Source organism: Holdemania massiliensis (assembly GCF_022440805.1).
In the GTDB taxonomy this organism is placed as follows: domain Bacteria; phylum Bacillota_I; class Bacilli_A; order Erysipelotrichales; family Erysipelotrichaceae; genus Holdemania; species Holdemania massiliensis_A.
This window is the reverse complement of sequence record NZ_JAKNTK010000001.1, coordinates 2,100,159-2,118,104: the sequence shown is the minus strand read 5'-3', so window position 1 is coordinate 2,118,104 and position 17,946 is coordinate 2,100,159. Positions and strand designations below refer to the sequence as shown.

The 17,946-nt window shown below is 45.1% G+C and carries 17 protein-coding genes; 15 read left to right on the top strand and 2 right to left on the bottom strand.

Going from position 1 to position 17,946, the window contains the following annotated elements:
- The first annotated feature begins 23 nt into the window (after positions 1-23).
- Both MCG46_RS09705 and MCG46_RS09700 read left to right on the top strand, forming a co-directional pair.
- Positions 24-749, top strand: a complete 726-nt coding sequence (locus MCG46_RS09705) for an IspD/TarI family cytidylyltransferase (protein ID WP_240279761.1) — start codon at positions 24-26, stop codon at positions 747-749.
- Entirely contained in the window at positions 746-2,560 is a 1,815-nt protein-coding gene (locus MCG46_RS09700; protein WP_240279760.1) for a phosphotransferase, read from the top strand. Before MCG46_RS09705 ends, MCG46_RS09700 begins: the two co-directional genes overlap by 4 nt.
- A 205-nt stretch (positions 2,561-2,765) precedes the next feature.
- On the opposite strand, the gene MCG46_RS09695 is transcribed toward MCG46_RS09700, so the two are convergent.
- Positions 2,766-4,439: an AAA family ATPase gene (locus MCG46_RS09695; protein WP_240279752.1), complete on the bottom strand. Its 1,674-nt coding sequence runs from the start codon at positions 4,437-4,439 to the stop codon at positions 2,766-2,768.
- A 236-nt stretch (positions 4,440-4,675) separates the two neighbouring features.
- Here MCG46_RS09695 and MCG46_RS09690 point away from each other — a divergent pair, with 236 nt between their 5' ends.
- The 13 genes from MCG46_RS09690 (at position 4,676) to MCG46_RS09630 (ending at position 16,131) form a co-directional block, all read left to right on the top strand.
- A complete protein-coding gene (locus MCG46_RS09690; protein ID WP_240279750.1) occupies positions 4,676-5,497 on the top strand; it encodes a transketolase in 822 nt (273 codons plus the stop codon).
- Positions 5,490-6,419, top strand: coding sequence for a transketolase family protein (locus MCG46_RS09685; RefSeq protein WP_240279748.1), 930 nt, complete (start codon positions 5,490-5,492; stop codon positions 6,417-6,419). Before MCG46_RS09690 ends, MCG46_RS09685 begins: the two co-directional genes overlap by 8 nt.
- 160 nt (positions 6,420-6,579) lie before the next feature.
- On the top strand, positions 6,580-7,632 hold the full coding sequence (locus MCG46_RS09680) for an ABC transporter ATP-binding protein (RefSeq protein WP_240279746.1): 1,053 nt from the start codon (positions 6,580-6,582) through the stop codon (positions 7,630-7,632).
- Positions 7,625-8,545, top strand: coding sequence for a carbohydrate ABC transporter permease (locus MCG46_RS09675; protein WP_240279744.1), 921 nt, complete (start codon positions 7,625-7,627; stop codon positions 8,543-8,545). The genes MCG46_RS09680 and MCG46_RS09675 overlap by 8 nt, the downstream gene beginning before the upstream one ends.
- A gap of 14 nt (positions 8,546-8,559) precedes the next feature.
- Positions 8,560-9,399: a carbohydrate ABC transporter permease gene (locus MCG46_RS09670; RefSeq protein ID WP_240279743.1), complete on the top strand. Its 840-nt coding sequence runs from the start codon at positions 8,560-8,562 to the stop codon at positions 9,397-9,399.
- A 47-nt stretch (positions 9,400-9,446) separates the two neighbouring features.
- The gene (locus MCG46_RS09665; RefSeq protein ID WP_240279741.1) at positions 9,447-10,784 is read left to right on the top strand and encodes an extracellular solute-binding protein; all 1,338 of its coding nucleotides are present in this window, start codon (positions 9,447-9,449) and stop codon (positions 10,782-10,784) included.
- A gap of 67 nt (positions 10,785-10,851) precedes the next feature.
- Positions 10,852-11,418, top strand: coding sequence for a hypothetical protein (locus MCG46_RS09660; protein WP_240279731.1), 567 nt, complete (start codon positions 10,852-10,854; stop codon positions 11,416-11,418).
- Complete coding sequence (locus MCG46_RS09655; protein ID WP_240279729.1) at positions 11,411-12,682, top strand: alkaline phosphatase family protein; 1,272 nt, start codon at positions 11,411-11,413, stop codon at positions 12,680-12,682. The genes MCG46_RS09660 and MCG46_RS09655 overlap by 8 nt, the downstream gene beginning before the upstream one ends.
- 245 nt (positions 12,683-12,927) lie before the next feature.
- Positions 12,928-13,077, top strand: a complete 150-nt coding sequence (locus MCG46_RS09650; protein ID WP_240279726.1) for a hypothetical protein — start codon at positions 12,928-12,930, stop codon at positions 13,075-13,077.
- Positions 13,078-13,443: 366 nt separating this feature from the next.
- Complete coding sequence (locus MCG46_RS09645; protein WP_240279724.1) at positions 13,444-13,953, top strand: NUDIX hydrolase; 510 nt, start codon at positions 13,444-13,446, stop codon at positions 13,951-13,953.
- Between the two features lie 24 nt (positions 13,954-13,977).
- On the top strand, positions 13,978-14,805 hold the full coding sequence (locus MCG46_RS09640) for a PfkB family carbohydrate kinase (RefSeq protein ID WP_240279722.1): 828 nt from the start codon (positions 13,978-13,980) through the stop codon (positions 14,803-14,805).
- On the top strand, positions 14,802-15,542 hold the full coding sequence (locus MCG46_RS09635; RefSeq protein ID WP_240279719.1) for a TIGR04076 family protein: 741 nt from the start codon (positions 14,802-14,804) through the stop codon (positions 15,540-15,542). Before MCG46_RS09640 ends, MCG46_RS09635 begins: the two co-directional genes overlap by 4 nt.
- A gap of 232 nt (positions 15,543-15,774) precedes the next feature.
- Positions 15,775-16,131: a cyclic-phosphate processing receiver domain-containing protein gene (locus tag MCG46_RS09630; RefSeq protein WP_240279718.1), complete on the top strand. Its 357-nt coding sequence runs from the start codon at positions 15,775-15,777 to the stop codon at positions 16,129-16,131.
- 29 nt (positions 16,132-16,160) lie between these two features.
- Here MCG46_RS09630 and MCG46_RS09625 read toward each other — a convergent pair whose 3' ends face one another.
- Positions 16,161-17,867 (bottom strand): proline--tRNA ligase, encoded by a 1,707-nt coding sequence (locus tag MCG46_RS09625; RefSeq protein ID WP_240279715.1) that lies wholly within the window; start codon positions 17,865-17,867, stop codon positions 16,161-16,163.
- Between the last annotated feature and the right edge of the window lie 79 nt (positions 17,868-17,946).

Below are 17,946 nucleotides of genomic sequence, written 5' to 3'. Positions count from 1 at the left end.
AATAAAAGAAAGGGTTCTTGAACATGAACATAGCAATCATTCTTGCCGGGGGTACTGGTACACGAGTCGGAGCCGATGTTCCGAAGCAATTTATAGAAATAATGGGCAAACCTATCCTTGCTTATACACTTGAGATTTTCCAAAATGATGACAAGATTGATGCCATTGAGATTGTATGCCATAAAGATTGGATAGATGAAGTAAGACATATTTCCGATAAATATGGGATAAGTAAAACGAGATGGATAACTGTTGGTGGTGCGACTTTTCAAGAGTCCACATTAAATGGTGTATTCCAGCTAAAGGATAAGATCAATCCCGATGATATTGTTGTTATCAGTTTTGGGGTGTCACCTATGACAACGCAGGATATCATTGACGATAGTATTAGAGTATGCGAGGAACATGGTAATGCTATCTCTTCTGAAGATATGGTACTGTGTACTTGTATTAAGGATGACGAATATAGCACAACACAGAATCTGATTAGAGAAAACATTAAAGGATTCAGTAATCCATGGACATTCAAATACGGGGAATTATGCGAAACGTATGAAGAAGCGATGGAACAAGGGATTCTTGATACTTTAGAACCACACACTACATCGGTCTATATGGCTCTTGGGAAACGTCTTTGGTTCTCAAAGAGTAATGCTATGAATCGGAAAATTACGACACGAGAAGATCTTGATATTTTTGAAGGATCTTTGCTTTTACAAGAAAAACGAAAAAAGGAGAAAGGGAAATGATTAGTTACAAAGAATTTGAAGTAATCCGCACAATGTTAAAAGGTGAAGATATAACCACCGCAGAGAAAATCTACACTAATAAACACTATTATGTCTTTAAGTCAGTGGATGAAGTGACTGAACTTTTGGCGGGTCTGGAAAAGAAGGGGTATATTGCAGATGGCAAAGTCACGCAGGACGGATTGGATGAAATCTCTACTCTTAAGGTAGAGAATGCTGTAATCCTTGCTGCAGGAGGTTCGGATATATCTGCAAAATCCGTGTATTCGATGCCGAAAGGTTTGTTTATGAAGAACGGTGAAACTTTGATTGAACGTCAGATTCGTCAACTTCGCGAGGCGGGCATTCAGAACATCACAGTTGTAATTGCTTACAAGCAAGAACTTTACTTTTTCCTGCAGGATAAGTGGGGCGTTAATCTTGAAATTAATCCGGATTTAAAAAAGAATAATATTTACTCACTCTATGTTGCAAAGAAACATCTTGGAAGCACATATATTTTGAATTGTGACAATTATTTTGAGGAAAATCCATTTTCACAGTATGAGTACAATTCTTTCCATGCGACTGTTTACAAAGAAAATGCTGATAATGAGCTTCTAGTTCGTAAGAACGCTTCTGGTAGAATCTTAAGTGTGTACAGCGGTGCGAAGAGCGGGGAGTGTATTTATGGGCATGCTTACATAAACAAAGAGCTTAGTCGTAGACTGGTAAAATACATGGATGAAGAAATCGATGATTTTCGTGTGTCTGTACTGTTTTGGGAGGAATTCATTAGCCGACATGCAGACAATTTAGATATGTATGTACGTGAATATTCTGCAGATTTCTTATATGAATTTGACTCTATCCAAGAGATTCAGAATATTGAGGGTCTGTTCCTTGGCAATGTCAGTGACCGTATTAATCAGAAAATCTGCGAGGTTTTAAAATGCCAGGAAGATGAAATTAGCGATATTGTTATTTTGCAAAAAGGTTTAACGAATATTTTGTTCACCTTTGTTGTACGCGGTGAAAGATATATTTTCCGTTATCCCGGAGATAGCAGTCAATTCTTTATTTATCGTAAGAATGAGTGCGTGGCGCAAAAGCTTGCAGCACAGGCTCACGCTGATGACACCTATGTATACATCGATGAGTCTGGTGTAAAGATTTCCAAGTACCGTGAAAACTGCCATGATCTTCATGGAGTTTATTATGAAGATGTAGAACTTATGAAGGCTATAGCTAGAAAAATCAAAGCTTTCCATGATGCTGGTATGGATCTATCCAATGTAGAAGAGTATGATTATGATCCAATTTATCAATGTGAACGTCTTTTCAAGGAGGCATCTAAAATGAAAGGTGACCTCTTTAAGGTATTTGAGAAGGAATGGGCAATGATGCGCAAGCTGCAAAAATATGCTGATATGGATGGCGTCAAGCATACTATGTGCCACAATGATATTAATATTGACAACGTACTTCGTACCGATACGACACTAGATATCATTGACTGGGAGTTTGCTGGGTATAACGATCCAGGATACGACTTCGGACGTGTGATTGCTGGTCTTGAGTACGAAGTGGATGAGCCTAAGATCGTGGACATTCTTGAGGCATATTTTGGACGACCTGCTACAGAGAAGGAACATGTTCATTGGATGGCATATTCCGCAATTCACAATTGGTATTATGTTGGCTGGGCATTATATAAGGAAAGCATAAATGAGAGTAGTCGGGATTGGATGCTGTTCTTCTTCAAACAATCTAAGAAGTTAGCAGAATGGTGTTTGGAGCGATATGAGAAAATGTATGGCGAGATAGAATAAGCATTTACATTAAAGAGGATGATAATTTCTGAACCATACACTACAAAGGGTTGCATTCTAACAAAAAGATATTAATAATAAAAGCGAAAAAATATAAAAGATACATGATCTTATAGAACTAAAAGGGATTTAATTATAACCCCTGCAATAACATTACCTTAAATGTTATTGTAGGGGTTATTTTGTTAGACGATTATATACAAACTCATGCAACTTTAACAAAACATTGCTTTTGATAAAAGGCAATGCCGAAGGAGAGGACTTGTTGATATCCCGCTTTTTTTATAGCGAGGGCATATTGTTTTTCTACAATCTGCTGGAGTGCGGTGTTACAGGCTGATTCAAGCTTTCCTTCTGAATCGGTAACCTTGGTTTCAATGACAATGGCTCGGCGGTTCTTTCGATCCTTAACGGTGATGTCGGATCGTCCAAGTCCTTCTTCACGATTGGAATTCACGACATATCCTTTCCGTGAGAGCTGACCAGCTAGAAATGCATGGTAGAAGTTTTCTTGATAGTCATGATAACTAATTTTATCAAAAAGTGTATTGTTGATATATTCTTGCAGCCGAGCGACATCGCCATTCCATAATGCATCGAATAGTTCTGATCGATCGCTGGCTTCTGTTTTTGCCAGAAACCATTCGTCAACGCTTTTCTTAAATAAGCGGCGAATTTCAGAGTTGGGTATGGTCAAAGCACAGTACTCTGAATCTAAAGTTTCTGGAATATCTTCCTGACGCATTTTCGTTAAATAACCGGTATAGTACAGTAAAGTCCAAATGTTTCTTTCTGATGAATGAAGGATGTCGTAGGTAAGGTTGGGCTCAATCTGTTCAATGATTGAGCCTCCATTAAGAAGTCTTTCAAATTTCTCATTGATATCCGCTTCCGTGGTACTGATAAACTGATAAATAATATCATTGTGGCTAGTGTGTTCCCAATAGCTGGCTGGGGGTGTATCTGGATTCAGTAAAAGATTTTTAACATGGTTCATCACATCCCATGGACAATAGACATCATGTTCGCCGAAGTGATATCCGTCATACCAAGCTTTAATTTCATCACCATGACAGGTAAGCTCAGTATCCATCAAGATCTTGTCTACATCCATCTGCGTAAATCCAAAATATTCATCAAGCCGTGAGTCAGAGATTGTGTCGGTCACAAAATTATTAGTTCCGGTGAAAATGCTCTCTTTGACGATCTGCAGACATCCTGTTATGATGGCGAATTGTAGGGCAGGATTGTCTTTAAGTAAGGACATCATCCTACGCACAGTATCTAACATCTCGGAATAATATCCTTTCGCACTTGCTTTTGCCAAGGGAACATCGTATTCATCAATAAGAAGGATAACCGGTTTGTCGTAATAAACAGACATCATTTTGGTTAACCTTGCGAGGCCGCTTTCAATCTCGTCTGACGAGGCATTCATTCCGGCGATACGATCAAAGGCTGCTTTTTCATGAATTGTGAATTTATTACTCTCTATGAGGTAATAATATTGATTGTATAACTCGGAGATAATCGAAGTGAGTCTACTAAAAGCTTTATTATAGTCCAGACCATCGATTTCACGTAACGTAACAAAAAGGGTAGGATACTGATTCATCCATGTTTGGCATAGTTCTTTATTTTTGTAAATTGACAATCCTTCAAATAACGAACTGCTATCTTTTTTGATATCAAAAAACTCAGCCATCATGCTCATGCCAAGCGTTTTCCCGAAACGTCTAGGTCGGGTTATTAAGGTAACTTTTGTGCTTGGTGTTCGTAATAATTCTTCGATGAGACCTGTTTTATCAATATAGTAATAATCTTTTTGTCGGATTTCGGCAAAATTAGAAGTACAAATAGGGATATTCACATTTTTCATGGAGAATAAGCTCCTTTCTGGTGTTTCTAGAGCTACAATAGCTACTAGCTTGTTTCATATTTGATGTATTTATAGTTTATCATAGGATGGTAGTACTCACAAGAATAGCGTGGTATTCGGAAAGGCAATCTTGTTATCACTCTGTGATTTATTTATTTTGTGAAAATTTCATGTTTTCTTTTTTACAATCCGTACCAATAATGATAGAATAGGGAAGGCTAAAAGGAGTGAAGGAAATGAATCAAACTGAAATGAAGAAGATTGCTGCGGAAGTGCGTAAAAATATTATTCGCATGACCTGTGCAGCACAGTCGGGCCATCCAGGCGGATCCTTGTCGGCAGTAGAAATTCTGGTTTCTCTGTATTTTAATGAAATGAAGATTAACGAGGAAAATGTCAACGATGTCTGCCGCGATAAATTTGTTTTGTCCAAAGGACATGCTTCTCCGGTTCTCTATTCTGTTTTAAAGGAAAAAGGGTTTATTTCACAGGACGATCTGATGACCTTTAGAAAGATCGATTCTGAGATCCAGGGACATCCGAACATGAGCATCAAAGGAGTGGACATGTCAACGGGATCGTTGGGACAAGGTTTGTCTTGTGCGGTCGGTATGGCGTTATCCTATAAAATCCATCATCAGGATTTCCGTGTTTATGCCTTGGTGGGAGATGGCGAAAGTGAAGAAGGCCAGATCTGGGAAGCAGCAATGGCTGCAGCCCACTACAAATTAGACAATCTTGTTGCGATTTTGGACTTCAACGGATTACAGATTGACGGTAAGATTACCGATGTCATGAATCCAACTCCTTTTGATACAAAATTTAAAGCTTTTGGCTGGAATGTCATCGAAGTCGACGGACATGACTACGATCAGCTTGAAGCCGCTTATGCCGCAGCCAGAGAATGCAAGGGCAAACCGACCTTAATCTTGGCTCATACAGTAAAAGGCAAAGGTGTTTCCTTTATGGAAAACAAAGCAAACTGGCATGGTGTAGCGCCAAAGCCAGAAGAGGCAGAAGCTGCGATTAAGGAATTGGAGGATCAGATCAATGGCTAAGATTGCAACTCGGGAAGCTTATGGAAAAGCACTGGCGGAGCTGGTCAGTGAAAATGAAAATATCGTCGTGCTCGATGCCGATCTCAGCGGATCGACGAAATCCGGCATGGCTAAGAAAGTTGCGCCAGAGCGTCATTGCAACATGGGTATTGCGGAAGGCAATATGATGTCAGTCGCAGCAGGTTTAGCGGCTTGCGGCAACACGGTATTTGCCAGCAGCTTTGCGATGTTTGCAGTCGGCCGGGCTTATGAACAAATCCGCAACAGCATCGGTTATCCGCAGCTGAATGTGAAGATTTGTGCTTCACACGCGGGAATTTCAGTTGGCGAAGACGGCGCGTCGCATCAGACGTTTGAAGATATTGCCTTAATGCGCGGTATTCCGGGCATGAAGGTCATCTGTCCTTGCGATGCTGTAGAAGCAGAAGCGGCTGTTAAAGCCGTGGCAGCGGTTGAGGGGCCATGCTTTGTGCGGTTAGGCCGCAGTGCCGTGGAAGTGATTCATGATGAAAACTATCATTTTGAAATTGGGAAAGCGGACGTATTGCAGGAAGGACAGGATGTTGTCATTCTGGCGACTGGCCTGGAAGTCCAGGAAGCCATGAAAGCCTGCGAGAGCCTGAAAGCTCAGGGCATTACACCGACTTTGATCAATATTCATACGATTAAGCCAATTGATGCTGAAACGATCGTTCACTATGCGGAAAAAGCGAAGCTGATCGTAACCTGTGAAGAGCACAGCATTATCGGGGGCTTAGGCAGTGCGGTTGCGGAAGTTCTGAGCGAACAATGTCCGCGCAAGCTTGTTCGTGTAGGACAGCGGGATGTTTATGGTGAAAGCGGAAAACCGGCAGAACTGCTGCATAAATACAAAATGGACAGCGATGCCATCGTTGAAGCCGTTGTCAACAATTTAAAATAGAAACAAGTCCTGGTTTGTTTAAAAGCGAGCCAGGATTTTTTTACTTTATTTATCAAAATTTAACAGGGAAAGCTTTTCTGATTTCTTTACGCATCCGATAAAATGCTTTATAATGTTCATGATGTAAACAATAAAATTAGATTAATTCAGGAGGGGAAACATGCAAGTCCAATTAGTCGATCTGGTAAAAGATTTTGGTCAGACCGTTGCGGTTGATCATGTCAATTTAACGATTAAAGACGGAGCCTTAACCGGGCTGTTAGGACCATCCGGCTGCGGGAAATCGACAACTCTGTATATGATTTCAGGGTTGGAGCAACCGACATCCGGAAAGATTTACTTTGATGGGGAAGATGTTACTGATGTTCCCGCAGAGGAGCGCGGGATTGGCTTGGTTTTTCAGAACTATGCACTTTATCCGCACATGACGGTGCAACAGAATATCATGTTTCCATTGGTCAATGCCAAAGTTAAAAAAGAGGAAGCTTTGGCGCGGTGCATGGAAATGGCGAAGCTGGTAAAGGTCGATGATCTGCTTAAACGTAAACCATCCCAACTTTCCGGCGGTCAGCAGCAGCGCGTAGCGATTGCGCGGGCTTTGGTCAAACAGCCGAAAGTCTTACTGCTGGATGAACCGCTGTCCAATTTGGATGCCCGGCTGCGCTTGGAAATGCGGGAAGAAATTCGCCGGATTCAAAAAGAAACTGGAGTTACGACGATCTTTGTTACGCATGATCAGGAAGAGGCCATGAGCATCACTGATGAAATCGTGCTGATGAAAAAAGGTGTGATTCAGCAGCAATGTTTCCCGCAGCGGATGTATCTGGAACCGGTCAATCAGTTTGTGGCCGGATTCTTGGGAAATCCACCGATGAATTTTGTGGAAGTGAATGCTGAAGGCGGAAAAATTGTATTCAATGAAACGCAGTATGCTGTTCAGGAAGACATCAGCGGTCCTGTTCTGGCAGGCATTCGGCCGGAATCCTTTACGCTGGGCAAGGAAATGACAGTCCTGGTGGAATCCGTGGAAATCCGCGGCCGGGATCAGCTGATTACCTTCAAGCTGAATGATACGCCGGTGCATGCTTTGATTGACAGTGTGCATCTTGTTCAGGCCGGAGCTCCGCTTTCTTTGGCGATCAAAGGTCAGCGTATCTATCTGTTTGACAAGGAAACCGGAAAGCGGCTGAATAAGGAATTTAACTATGAGTAAGGTTCCGTCAGTGCGAAAACGCTCGAAATTCAAACAGTTTTATGAGCGTTATAAAGCTTATTTGTATTTGTCGCCGGCTATTCTGGTGATGCTTGTCTTTGTGCTGTATCCGCTGATTAAGGTCTTTCGGATGGGTTTCTATACGAAATACAATTATTTGACAGAGGTTGGCAAGGGATTCGGCTTCAAAGCTTTTGAACATGTATTGCTGGATCCGTCGTTTCAGCTGGCGTTAAAAAATACGCTGATCATCTTTGGTGTGGGTTTGCCGATATCGTTGATCATCGCATTGGTGATCGCGGTATTGATCAACTCCAAAGTGAAATTTAAGGGTGTCTTTCAGACGGTCTACTTTCTGCCGTATGTGACCTCGATCATTGCGATCGGTATTGTCTTCCGCTGGCTGTTCCATTCGGAATACGGCTATATCAATTACTTTTTGACACTGTTTGGCATCCCGGCGATGAAATGGCTGTCGGATCCGAAACTGGCAATTTGGGCGGTGACGATCTTTTATATCTGGAGCGGTCTGGCGTTTAAGATCGTGCTGTTTCTGGCCGGTCTTCAGAAGATCGACGAACAATATTACCAAGCCGCAAGAATCGATGGGGCAAGTAAGCTGCGGACATTCTTTCATGTCACGCTGCCGCTGCTGTCACCTACACTGTGGATGGTCATCATGGTTTCGGTCATTTATGCCTTTAAGCTGTACAATGAGATTTTCTCCTTGTTTTCCGGACAGGCAGGCCCAGCCAACAGCGCGATCACCGTGGTTTACTACATCTACGATATGTTCTATAACCGCAATCAGGTGCATTACGCCTCGGCTGCCGCAATTATCCTGTTCATCATTATCACTGTCGTAACGATGATCCAGAACAAGGTCTCCAAGCGATTTATTCATTATAACTAGAAAGGGGAAGCGTAATGAAAAAGAAAAACAAGCTGCCGGCCTTGATCGCCAAGGTGCTGAAATACACCTTTTTGATCGCTGGGGCTATTACGATGCTGTTCCCTTTCATCTGGATGATCTTAACCGCGTTTAAAACACTGGATGAATCGATTCGGATTCCGCCGATCTGGTTCCCGAAGGAATGGATGGCAGTCAATTTTAAGACCGTGTTTGACACGGCGCCGTTTGGCCAGTATTTTATCAATACCGTCGTCATTGCCACGATTTCCACGCTGCTGGCGGTTGTGGTCACGGTGCTGGCCTCCTTTGCCTTTTCGGTGCTGGAGTTTAAAGGCAAAAAGTTTTGGTTCTGGCTGTTTCTGTCAACGATGATGGTGCCGACAGAGCTGCTGATTATTCAGAATTATGTGACCGTTTCGCATTTAGGCTGGCTGGATACTTACCAGGGCATCATTATTCCAACGCTGGCCAGCGGCTTCTATATTTACATGCTGAGGGAATATTTCATGCAGGTGCCGCCGATCTTATACAAGGCGGCAAAGATTGACGGCTGCAGCGATTGGCGCTATCTGTGGAAGGTGATGGTGCCGATGAGCAAGAATGCGATTGCCACGATCTCGATTCTGCATTTCATCACGACCTGGAATTCCTTCCTGTGGCCGTTGATGGTCACTAACAGTCCAAGCAAGCGGGTGCTGACTACCGGCTTGATGTACTTCAACAATGACGCTTCGTCGTTTGTCAACCTGCAGATGGCCGGCGCCTGCGTTGTTATTCTGCCGATGGTTGTCTTCTATCTGATTTTCAGAAAACAGATTATCAACGGCGTAGCCCGCGGAGGTATTAAAGGGTAGCTTGACGCTGTCCCTTTGATATAAAAAGTAAAGAGAGGAAAGAAACTATGAAAAAAGGCTTAATCAGCATTCTTTCTCTGATGATGATTCTCGGTTTAGGCGCTTGCTCGTCCAACAACGGCAAGACCGATGAACCGGAAAACGGCGGTCAGGAACCGACCGCGCTCGTCACAGAGATTACTAATCCGATCAGCATCGAATTCTGGCACAACTGCACCAACATCCAGGAGGAGATCGTCAACCAGCGCGTTGAGGAATTCAACAGCACGGTCGGCAAAGAAAAAGGCATTACCGTTACGGCGATCAACCAGGGCTCCAGCGCGGAAGTCAACAACAAGGTTGTCGGTGCTGTCAAAGCGAAGAATGCCCCGGCTGTCATTCTGTCTCAACAGACCTACGTTGAAGATCTGCTGGCCTCCGAGGCAGTCGTGGATCTGGCGCCGTATATCAGCGACGCGGCTGTAGGCATGAGTGATTATCAGGATATCTATGAATCCTTCAGAACTTTCGGTGCGAATTATTCAGTAAAGGGAACCTATTCTCTGCCATTTACAATGTATACGGAAGTGCTGTACTACAACCAGAAGTTCTTTGACGACAACGGATTGACGGTCCCAACGACCTGGGATGAACTGGCTGAAACGTCGGCGAAGATTCAGGCGATCACGGGCAAACCGGCATTTGGAACAGACTATCCAGCGGATATGTTTATCACGCTGACCAAGCAGTTTGGCGGCGATTATACCAATGTGGAAGGCGAACTGTTGTTCAACAGCGAAGCTGCTGTAAAAGCGCTGACCTACATGCAGGAAAACATTCAGAACGGCAACTTCCGTTTAGCGGGTGAAGATATGTTCTTCTCCGGTCCGTTTGCCAACGGTATTGTTCCGATGTATATCGGCAGAACAGTTGAAAGCCAGTATATTTCCAGCAAGATTGCGGATCCGGAGCAGGTTGTATGGGCTTCTGCCGCGATTCCGCAGGCGGATGCCGCCAACAAGCAGGTCATTTCCAACGGCTATGTCTTGGCTGCTTTAAATCAGTCCGGCAATGCAGAACAGAGCTATGCGGCTTATGAATTTATCAAATTCATGTCCAGCAAGGAATCCAATCTGCCGATGACGCTGAACACCGGTTATCTGCCGATTCGTCAGAGTGTTGTCGATGATGCTGAGTATAAAGCGTTTGTCGAGGCGGGAACCAACGATACAAAGATTTCCGGTCCAGCGCAGTCGGATGCGTATTTCTTCCTGCCAGCGTTCTCGACGGATGATTACACATCCAGCGCTGTCTATGAAGCAGTGAAGACGATGATGGATGAAGTTCTGGTGAACTTCAAAGATCCGGCAGCAGCGATTGAAGCTTGCCTGAACAGCTTAAAATAACCACAATCGGGAAGGGGAGCGAAAAAGACTTCTCTTCCCTTTTCTTTGATGAAAGGAGGCGGAAGCCATGAATCTGAAAGGATTAAAAACCAAACATGGATATGCAGCAGAGGAGCTGATCTCGGCTATGCAGAAATTGATTCGCCGGGCTGAAACGGAAGCGGCGGCGACTGTGGCGATGGAATGCTGCCTCAGCAGCGAAGCCCTGGAGGACTTTGTATGGAAGCGGTTAAAAGCCATCTGTGTCGAGGATATCGGCATGGGTCAGCCGCAGGCCGCGCCGGTGATTGACAGCCTCGATCATTTCCGCAAGGATTTTGAATATGGCGAATCGGATCGCTGGATGTTTACGGTGCACGCTGTCCGTTATTTATGCCTGTGCGATAAAAACCGCGATTCCTGCAATCTGAAAAGTCTGATCAAGCGAAAGCTGGAAAACGATCCGCAATGCATTGAGCTGCCGGATTTTGTCTATGATATGCATACGGAAAAAGGCCGTGCGATGGGGCGGGGATATCTGCATTTTCTCGATGAAGCCAGCAAGGTAATTCCAGAGGTGCAGGTGGAAGAGAATACGTGGAAGCAGCAGCTGCGGGCGATGATGGCGGAAAAACAGGAGGGAACGGATGAATAAAAAGACACTGGTAATTTCAATTGACGCCTTGATCAGCGACGATATTCCATTCATGGAAACGCTGCCGAATCTGGGACCGATTGTTAAAGGCGCCGCGCAGGTTCGTGATATCGAATGCATCTATCCGACGCTGACCTATCCCTGCCATGTTTCAATCATGACTGGCTGTTATCCGGACAAGCATCAGATCGTGCATAACGAGCATCTGCAGGTGAATGTTCCAAAACCGCAGTGGAATTGGTGGTACAGCGATATTCAGGTCAAGACGATGCTGGACTATGCCAAAGCTGCGGGCTTAAGCACGGCCACTGTAACCTGGCCAGTCATGGCAGGGGCACCGGCGGATTACAATATCGCGGAAATCTGGGCACCGACGATCCATGATGATCCGACTGAAATCTGCACGCAGGCCAACAGTCCGGCGGTGAAGGAAATCTTTGAACGCAACAAGCACCGCCTGAAATGGATGCTGACACCGGAATTTGACAACTATGCCGAACACTGCGGGGCTCAGATCATCGAAATGTTCCAGCCGGATTTGATGTTCATTCATTTTTCCTACGTGGATCATCAGCGCCATCAAAACGGCGTAAAGGCTGAAAAAGTCAACAAAGCACTGCGGTTTGTCGATACGAAAATCGGAACGCTGATCACAGCCCTGAAGAGTCAGAACTTACTGGACAAGACCAATATCGTCATTCTCGGTGATCACGGGCAGATCAATGTTTCACATTTGTTTAATCTGAACAAGCTGTTTTATGATCGGGGACTGATCGACGTCGATGATCAGGGGAAAATCACAGGCTGGCGGCTTTACGCCCAATCGTGTGCTTTCTCCGCCCACATTCATGTCGGTCCGGGAATGGATTTACAAACCGCAGCTTCCATTCTGGCGGAAATTCAGCAGCAGTATCCGCAGGAAATTGAAAAGATCTGGACAGCCGAGGAAGCCTTGGCTCAGTGGCATATGCAGGGGAATTTCCAGTTTGTCATCGAAGCCGCAACTACCGTTTCCTTCGGTAAAAATCTGAAGGGGGAACTCATTGAATCCGTCGATAACTCCGACTATAAATTTTCCGTGGCCACCCATGGACATCTGCCGACCAAAGGTGATAAACCGCCGTTTATCTTAAGCGGTCCGGATATCAAAATGGGCACGCAGATCAGCGGCGCCAAGCTTGTTGATGAAGCGCCGACGATAATGAAGATCTATGGGATTACCATGGAGAATATTGACGGATGTCCGCTGGATGTCGTGCGTTAGGTTGTCCAGTCAGAAAAAATGAAATAGGATGAAAAATAAGCAAGGGTCAGACGAATCAGTTTCTGTTGAGGGAAACCTCAAAGTTTGTCGATCCTTGTTTTCTATTCTAGGGATTCAATTTCTGGAAGTTAAGGTTTAGGCAGCAGGATTATATCCTATTTTTAAGTTCAGATGAGTTAAAACAATATTGAGTTATAGACTTGCCCATGTTAAACTTGAGTTGCCCGAGGAAAGGAAGTGAAGAGATGGGAAAAACCAAGGGCAAGAAAAAAAGAACTATTCCCAATCGTAAAGAATATATATCCTTAGCGATTGAAGTGGTTAAGTTGATAACTGCAATTATCACCTTGACCGGAATAGTTCTGACATTCTTAAGGGAAATCGGCTTATTTTAAGCCATTCCCTTCCCATCTCTATTATATGCGAAAGAGGGAAAAATAACAATTAAAAAGGAAGTTTTTAATCAAAATGCTTATATTAACGAAACAAGAAAAAGTTTTATGAACAGTTTGCATTTCGTTTTAATCTGAAAGAAGATAAAGCTACAATGGATCACTTAGAAAATCAAGCGGATAAAACGAATTATATAAAAATACCCATTCAAAGCGATATCGACAAACAGAAACATAAGTTTTTTAGATTGAAGTTAGAAAATCATTGCTTTTTAACATTGGACATCGTTTTTTTCCAGGTGATAGTAATAGACGTTTGTGCTGCTAAACATGGTATAATATTGCTGTGAATCTAAGGGAGAGAGTGATATGGATCTGACATTTAGAACTGACTTAGGCCGCTTCAATATCCGGGTGTGCGCAGTGATGATTCATCAAGAATCACTATTGATTATGCGTGATGAGGCAATGCCGTATGCCTATCTGCCAGGCGGGCGGATTCAATTTCAAGAAACGGCGGAAGCCGCGCTGCAGCGGGAGCTGAAAGAGGAATTGAAAATAGAAGCTGAGATTCTCCGGCCACTGTGGCTTTGTCAAAGCTTTTTCATGGAATCATCCAGCCAGGAAAAATTCCATGAACTCTGCCTGTATTTTCTAGTGGATCCGAACAATTCAGAACAGTTGATCCAAGATCAGTCCTTTTCAGTTGAAGAAGGAAAACGGACGCATACTTTTGAGTGGATTCCTTTTTCCCAGATTCAGGAAATCAATTTGTTCCCGCGGTTTATTCAAAAGGCACTGCCGGATTTGCCGTCTCAGCTGACGCTGATCACAGAAAATGAATTGACCCCAGGCGAATTCCAAGATAGGATAGAATAAGAAAAATACGGAAGGGGAAAGAGAATGGAAAAAGAAATCTTACTAGTCAATGATTTATGCGGTGTAGGCAAGGTGGCTTTGCCTGTGATGATTCCGTTGTTGTCAGCACAGGGACATATCGTACATAATCTGCCGACAGCCCTGGTCTCCAATACGCTGGATTACGGTATTTTTGATATTCACGATACGACCGACTTCATGGCAAAGACACTGGATGCTTGGCAGGCTCTTGGCTTTCACTTTGACTGCATCTGCACAGGCTTTTTGGTTTCTGAAAAGCAGGTGGATCTAATCAAGCGGTTGTTTGCCAGCCAGATGGAAGCGATAAAAATTGTCGATCCGATTTTAGGCGATGAAGGGCATCTGTATCCCGGTGTCGACCCGGCGGCCGTTGAACTCCGCCGACAGCTTGCCTCTTGTGCGGACTTCATCGTACCCAATCTGACCGAAGCGGCTCTGTTGTGCGGACATCCGGATTGGGGTTTGGAAGTAACGCAGGCGCAAAAGGAACAGCTGCTGGATGAACTCTTGAAACTGGGGTGCGGTGCTGCCGTGATGACCAGCGTTGTTTTGAAGGAAGACGGCGGACATTATGTCTGCGGCCGGGATCATCAGGGGGCCAGCTTTGATCTGCCGTTTGAGCTGATTGATGTGCGGATCCCCGGCACCGGAGATGTGTTCTCAGCGGTGCTGGCTGGGGAGCTCTTGCATCAGAAAACATTGGAACAGGCCTGTCAGAAAGCGATGCATGAGGTCGAGCAACTGATTCAGGCAAATCAAAATAACGCAGATCTGTTTCGCGGTCTGCGGGTGGAAGCGGCAATTGCTGAAAGTCAGGCGGCCAAGGCATGAGCTCGCGGGCCGAGATTATCATCACGCTGATCGACCGCAAAGGCCCAATGGGGTGTCATCGAGGACATCGGATTGGGGACTGCTACGATTTTGATAATGAACGGGGACAGCTGTGCCCGATGGCGATGCATGTCGCCTTTCCGTATGTCGATATCCTGCGTTATGGAGGACAGATCCCCGGAAATCCAGAAAATCGTGCCGTGTTCTGCTGTCCGGATGTGGAGACGATCAACGTCTATCGCATTGAAAAAATCACAAGCTGTTACTGTGAAAGACTGGAATTGAGACCGCTGACCGTCAAAGATGCGCAAGATGTGCTGAACATCGCGGGCAAGGACGAGGTTGCAAAGTTTATGCGGTTTGATACGCTGAAGTCCTATCAAGAAGCGGTCGATCTGATCTTACAGCTGACTTCAGGAATCAACCAGGCCTGGCTTGTGAGATCAAAGCAAACCTTGCAGGTCGTTGGGGTTCTGGCTTTAAAGCAAAGCAACTGTGAGTCTGTGCGGGATGTGACGCTGTTTTTAGATGAGCCGTTCTGGCATTGCGGTTATGGCCGGGAATTGTTAAGCTGGGCCAAGGTGTATGTGCACGATCAGCTGCATGTTTCAACTTTGCAGGCATATGTGGCAATGGAAAATAAGGCATGCCAGAAGTTATTGGACAGCCTGCATTTTCAAATCGAAAAACGCTTCGATCACAAAGATCAAAGCGTTCTGGTTTATCGCGGATCGTAAATCACAACTGGCTTCGCTTTGGAACCTGACCGATACGGAACGAGGTCTTCCGGCGGAAGAACAGAAGACTGCTGAAAAGCGCGGTAATGACTTCCAGGAATGTTTTCATGGATGATGTTCCTCCTTTGACTTTATTCTATGCCGATCCTCATGATTCTACCATGGATCGGCGTGACAAAATTCTCACAGTTTTGTAAGATTGTCTGGTGAACGGTGAAAGAAGAGGGGAAAAATGGCAAAACAACGATGTCTGTATTTGGATGATCTGCGTCTGCCGCAGTATGCCTCTTCACTGAAAAACTGCACGTTCACCATCGCGAAAACCGTATCGCAGGCCCAGCAGTTCTTTTCGGAAAACACTTATGATCTTGTGTCCTTGGATTATGACCTTGGCACACCGCAAACCGGCTATGACTTTTGTCTGTGGCTTGTTCAACAACCTCAGGCTGTTGATCTGAAGCAGATCGTTCTGCATACGGATAATCACTATGGAAGAGCCAATATGCTCAGCCTGTTAACCTGGAAGCTGCCGTCTGTGCCGATTGTGATTGAACCCCATACAATTCAAATAAAAAAGAGTGATTCCTGATTCTATTTCAGGGTCACTCTTTTTGCGTTTTATCGGGTTTGACTGCAATGGATCAGGTCGAGAACCTGGCTGACAACTTCGTCGACTTTGACATCACTTGCTTTTTCTGCTGTGCGCAGCTTCATCTCGACGAGGCCTTCACCGATTTTCTTGCCGACAGTCAGCCGGATCGGGGTTCCGATCAGATCCATGTCCTTAAACTTGACGCCTGGACGTTCGTCACGATCATCGAGCATGACCTCAACTCCGGCCGCCTGCAGCTGGGCGTACAATTGTTCAGCCGCGGCCACCTGCTGTTCATCCTTTTTGGAGATGATGACAATCGCTACTGGATATGGGGCAATGTTGATCGGCCAGCATAAGCCGTGTTCATCACTGTGCTGTTCCGCCAGCGCTGCCATACAGCGGCCGATGCCGATGCCATACGATCCCATCCAGACCGGATTCAGCTTGTTTTCCTGATCCAGATATTCCAAATTCATCGCCTGAGCATATTTCGTTCCCAACTTGAAAGTATTGCCGATCTCAATGCCTTTTTTAAATACGATCTTGCCGCCGCAAACCGGGCAGGTATCGCCTTCCATGATCTGCCGGACATCCGCGGTATAATCCGCTTTGAAGTCTTCCTGATTCACATGGATATAGTGATAACCCGTCTTGTTGGCACCGGTGATGAAGTTAGCCATGTGTGAAACCTCAACATCCATCACTAACGGACAATGCAGACCGATCGGGCCGGCAAATCCTACCTTGGCTTCCGTTGCCTGCATGACCATTTCCGGCTCAGCCAGAGCGATTTCCAAACCGCCGACCAATTTCAATACCTTGGTTTCATTGACTTCCCGATCCCCGCGGACCATGACCGCCACTGGTTTGCCGTCAATATTGTAAATCAAGGTCTTGACGAACCGCTGGGCATCCTGCTGCAGAAATTCCGTCACTTCTTCAATCGTCCGGGCGTTCGGCGTTTCCACTAATTCTTTCGGCAAGTGCGCTTCATCACTGTCAAGACCCTCGTCTTTGCAGGAAGCCACTTCCAAATTGGAGGCAAAGCTGCATTGATCACACAGCACCAGAACATCTTCACCGATTTCCGTTACCGCCTGAAATTCCTCGGACAATAAGCCGCCCATAACGCCGGTATCCGCGCGGACAATTTTGTAATCCATGTGCATCCGGTCAAACGCCCGTTTGTACCCGTCAAACATTTTCTGATACGCGACGTCCATTCCCGCTTCATCCTTATCAAAGGAATAAGCATCCTTCATGATGAATTCACGCACCCGGATCAAACCGTAGCGCGGACGGGCTTCATCGCGGAACTTGGTCTGAAACTGATATAAATTGAACGGCATGTCTTTATACGAACGAATTTTCATGCCTGCGGCCACCGCAAACAGTTCTTCATGGGTTGGGCCGAGAACATAGCTTTTGTTGAAGCGGTCCTTGAGCGAAAACATGCTGGATCCAAAGTTGTCCCGCCGCCCGGAGGCGACATACACTTCTTCCGGAATCAGCGCCGGCATCAAGAGCTCCTGACTTCCTGCCCGTTCCATTTCTTCCCGAACGATGTTTTCAATTTTCTTCAGTACTTTATACCCAAGGGGAAGGTACATATAGACTCCTGCCGAGCTTTTTTTGATCATGCCCGCACGAACCAGCAGATTACCGCTGACGGAATCTTCATCCTTTACGTTCTCCCGCAGAGTCGCAAAGAAACTTTGACTTAATCTCATAACACTTCTCTCCTATTCTTCAAAATGAACCTTTTTGATTATACCACAATCTGTCCGTTATACCAGCTGGGGAATGTCG